Source organism: Clostridium sp. (assembly GCF_032552055.1).
Classification (GTDB): domain Bacteria; phylum Bacillota; class Clostridia; order Clostridiales; family Clostridiaceae; genus Clostridium.
In genome coordinates, this window is sequence record NZ_JAWGSV010000261.1 from 1 (window position 1) to 4,402 (window position 4,402).

Annotated in this window: 3 protein-coding genes; all 3 read left to right on the forward strand. The window is 31.1% G+C overall.

Annotated features, from left to right (window positions below; translation table 11 throughout):
* On the forward strand, window positions 1–1,008 hold a 1,008-nt coding region (locus tag E6248_RS13685), incomplete at its 5' end, for a glucose PTS transporter subunit IIA (protein ID WP_316341346.1).
* Between the two features lie 101 nt (window positions 1,009–1,109).
* A complete protein-coding gene (locus E6248_RS13690) occupies window positions 1,110–2,522 on the forward strand; it encodes a glycoside hydrolase family 1 protein (protein ID WP_316341347.1) in 1,413 nt (470 codons plus the stop codon).
* Between the two features lie 81 nt (window positions 2,523–2,603).
* Complete coding sequence (locus E6248_RS13695; protein ID WP_316341348.1) at window positions 2,604–4,058, forward strand: 6-phospho-beta-glucosidase; 1,455 nt, start codon at window positions 2,604–2,606, stop codon at window positions 4,056–4,058.
* Window positions 4,059–4,402: the final 344 nt, after the last annotated feature.

Below are 4,402 nucleotides of genomic sequence, written 5' to 3' on the forward strand. Positions count from 1 at the left end.
CCAATAGTAGCTGGCTTATTCATAGGTGGTTTCTGGCAAGTATTTGTTATGTTTGGTTTACATTGGGGATTAATACCAATATCAATGAATAATTTATCAGTATTAGGTAGTGATCCAGTAGTAGCAACTTCACTGCTTGTTTCTTTCGCACAAACTGGTGTAGTTATGGCAATAATGGCAAGAACAAAAGACAAAAAGTTAAAATCATTATGTATTCCAGCAGTTATTTCAGGTTTCTTTGGAGTTACAGAGCCAGCTATTTATGGTATTACTTTACCAAGAAAGAAACCATTTATATTAAGTTGTATAATTGGAGCTATTACAGGCGGAATTCTAGGATTATTTGGATCAAGCATTTATAATATGGGTGGTATGGGATTATTTATTATTCCTAGTTATATTAACCCAGCTGGAATTGATAAAGGATTCTATGGAGCAATTTTAGCTACAATTGTAGGATTAGTATTAGGATTTATAGCAATGTTTGTTACTTATAAGGATGATACAAAAGAAGAGACTACTCAAGATACAACTAAAACTCCAGAGTTAATAAGTAAAGAAGTTATAGTTAGCCCAATAAAAGGTGAAGTTATGCCTTTAGAAATGGTTAAAGATGAAGTATTCTCAAAAGGTTTATTAGGTAAAGGTGTAGCTATTGAACCAAGTGAAGGTAAGGTAGTAGCTCCTGTAGATGGAGTTGTAACAACATTATTCCCAACATATCATGCTATAGGAATTACAAGTGATAAGGGTGCAGAAATACTTATTCACATAGGTATGGATACAGTTCAATTAGAAGGAAAATGTTTTACTCCTAAAGTAGCACAAGGAGATAAAATAAAGGCAGGACAATTATTATTAGAATTTGATATTAATGGTATTAAAGAAGCTGGATTTCCAGTTACAACACCAGTAATAGTTACAAACTCAGATAATTATTTAGATGTAGTTGAAACAGATAAGAAAACAATAGAATGTAAAGAAGAATTAATTAAAGTAATGATATAACATAAGTTTACGCTTATATTAAGACTCCGAAGCTAGTTAAGCGTAGGAGTCTTAATTTTAAAAAAATATTATAAATTTTACTTAAGATGGAGGATAAGAAAATGAATAATAGATTTCCAGAAAATTTTTTATGGGGTGGAGCTACCGCTGCCAACCAATGTGAAGGTGCTTATAATGTAGATGGTAAGGGATTATCAATTCAAGATATAATGCCAAAAGGTATGATGTCAGCACCAACAGAAGTACCAACAGAAGATAATATGAAATTAGTTGGCATAGATTTTTACAACAGATATAAAGAAGACATTAAGATGTTTGCAGAAATGGGATTTAAGACTTTCAGACTTTCAATAGCTTGGTCTAGAATATTTCCAAATGGTGATGATGCAGAACCAAATGAAAAGGGATTAGAGTTCTATGATAAAGTATTCGATGAATTGGCTAAATATGGAATAGAGCCATTAGTAACATTATCTCATTATGAAACTCCATTACACCTTGCAAAAAAATACGATGGATGGATAGATAGAAGATTAGTAGGTTTTTATGAAAAGTATGTAAGAACTGTATTTACAAGATATAAGGATAAAGTAAAATACTGGTTAACCTTTAATGAAATAAATTCAGTATTACATGCTCCTCTTATGAGTGGTGGAATATTAACTGATAAATCAAAGCTTAGTAAGAGTGATCTTTATCAAGCAATTCATCATGAATTAGTAGCAAGTGCTTTAGCAGTTAAGATAGGTCATGAAATAAATCCAGAATTCAAAATTGGATGTATGATACTTGCTATACCAAATTATCCATTAACACCACATCCTGATGATGTTATAGAAACAATGCTAGAGGATAGACAAAATCTTTATTTTGCAGATGTTCACGTAAGAGGAGCATATCCAAAGTATTTAAATAAATATTTCAAAGAAAATGGAATATCAATAACTATGGAAGAGGGAGATGAAGAAATATTAAAGCATACTGTTGACTTCATTTCATTCTCTTACTATATGAGTTCTTGTGTTACTGCAGATGAAGAAAAGAAGAAATTAGGAGCAGGAAACCTTATCCAAGGGGTACCAAATCCATACTTACCAGCATCTGAGTGGGGATGGCAGATTGATCCTAAGGGATTAAGATATATACTTAATTTCTTATATGATAGATATCAAAAACCATTATTCATTGTTGAAAATGGATTAGGAGCTGTAGATGAATTAATTACTGATGAAAATGGAAATAAAACAGTAAATGATGATTACAGAATTCAATATCTAAATGATCACTTACTTCAAGTAGCAGCAGCTATTGAAGATGGAGTTGAAGTTATGGGATACACTACTTGGGGATGTATTGATTTAGTAAGTGCTTCTACTGCACAACTTAAAAAGAGATATGGTTTCATTTATGTTGATCGTCATGATGATGGAAGTGGAACATTAGAAAGATATAAGAAAAAGAGTTTCTACTGGTATAAAGATGTTATAGCAACGAATGGTGGAAATTTAAAATAGAAAGATATAATTAAAAATTTAGACTTATTAAGCTAATATGAAAAAACAGCTTAATAAGTCTCATATATTTGGAGGTTAATTATGAGTAATATTAAATTCCCAAAAAATTTCTTATGGGGTGGGGCTACGGCTGCTAACCAATTTGAAGGTGGATACAGAGAAGGTGGAAAGGGCTTAAGTACATCAGATATGTTAACTGGTGGAACGCACACAACAGCTAGAAGAATAACAACTGAAATAGAAGAAGGAACATATTATCCAAGCCATGAGGGAATAGATTTTTATCATAGATATAAAGAAGATATTGCATTATTTGCAGAAATGGGATTTAAAACATTTAGAATGTCTATGAACTGGACAAGAATCTTTCCAAATGGAGATGAATTAGAACCAAACGAAGAAGGATTAAAATTCTATGATGATGTATTTGCTGAATTAAAGAAATACAATATAGAACCATTAGTTACTATTTCACACTATGAAACGCCATTTGGACTAACTAAGAAGTATAATGGATGGTTAGGTAGAGAAACTATAGATTGTTATTTAAGATATTGTGAAACAATATTTAATAGATATAAAGACGTAGTTAAGTACTGGTTAACCTTTAATGAAATTAATATATTAACACATGGACCGGCTGCTGCATTTATGGGTGCTGGAGTTATGTTTGATGAAATAAGAGAATTAAAATTTGGACATTTTGAAAATGATCATAAGCAAGAGTGCTTCCAAGCATTACATCACCAATTTGTTGCAAGTGCTAAGGCTGTTCAATTAGGACACTCAATAAACAAAGATTTTAAAATTGGATGTATGATAGCTTATGGAGCATTATATCCTTATACTTGTCATCCAGATGATGTACTTATGGCTCAACAACAAGAAGAGTTATCAAACTATTTATGTGGAGATGTACAAGTAAGAGGAGCATACTCAGGATTTGCTAAGCGTTATTTCAGAGAAAATAATATAGAAATTAAGATGGAAGAAGGAGATTTGGAAACTCTTAAAAATGGATGTGTTGATTTCTATACATTCAGTTATTATATGTCAAACTGCGTAAGTACAAATCCAGATGTTGAAACTACAGGTGGAAACTTAAGCATGGGCTTAAAGAATCCTTACCTAGAAGCAAGTGACTGGGGATGGCAAATTGATCCAGTTGGATTAAGAACTACTTTAAATAAAATCTATAACAGATATCAAATTCCAATGATGGTTGTTGAAAATGGACTAGGAGCTGCAGATACTGTAGAAGCTGATGGATCTATTAATGATGATTATAGAATTAATTACTTAAAGGCTCACATCGAACAAATGAAAGAAGCTATTGATGATGGTGTTGAGCTATGGGGATATACTCCATGGGGATGTATTGATCTTGTAAGTGCTGGTACTGGAGAAATGAAAAAGAGATATGGATTTATTTATGTAGATAAGCATAATGATGGTACTGGTACTTTAGATAGATCAAGAAAGAAGAGCTTTTATTGGTATAAAAAAGTTATAGAAACTAATGGTGGAGAGTTATAAAAAGTATTAAGAGGAATTTAAAGTAGTGTAATTTTTGAAAACTTGGTTTGCTTAGATGAATTTAATTAGTGAGTAAATGTAAGTCCAGTTTCCTTATAAGTGAGATTTATAGTCTTAGGTATTAATATAACTTGCCTAAGGCTATTTTCTTGCTAAAAATAGGTTGCAAGAAAAAATTATTTACAAAAAAGGTTGCTATTGAACAAAAAATGTGTTATTATAAATGAGTAGCAAAGTTGCTAACAAAAAAAGTTTCATTTAGGTAAATAGTTTCTCATCAATTAGAGATTATTATATCAATTTAGAATCTTTAATTTCAGGAGGAATATTTATGTCAGATAAAA

What these genes read in the sequence shown, in the direction of transcription:
- E6248_RS13690 (WP_316341347.1), top strand. Translation starts at nt 1,110, where the DNA reads ATGAATAATAGATTTCCAGAAAATTTTTTATGGGGTGGAGCTACCGCT.
- E6248_RS13695 (WP_316341348.1), top strand. Translation starts at nt 2,604, where the DNA reads ATGAGTAATATTAAATTCCCAAAAAATTTCTTATGGGGTGGGGCTACG.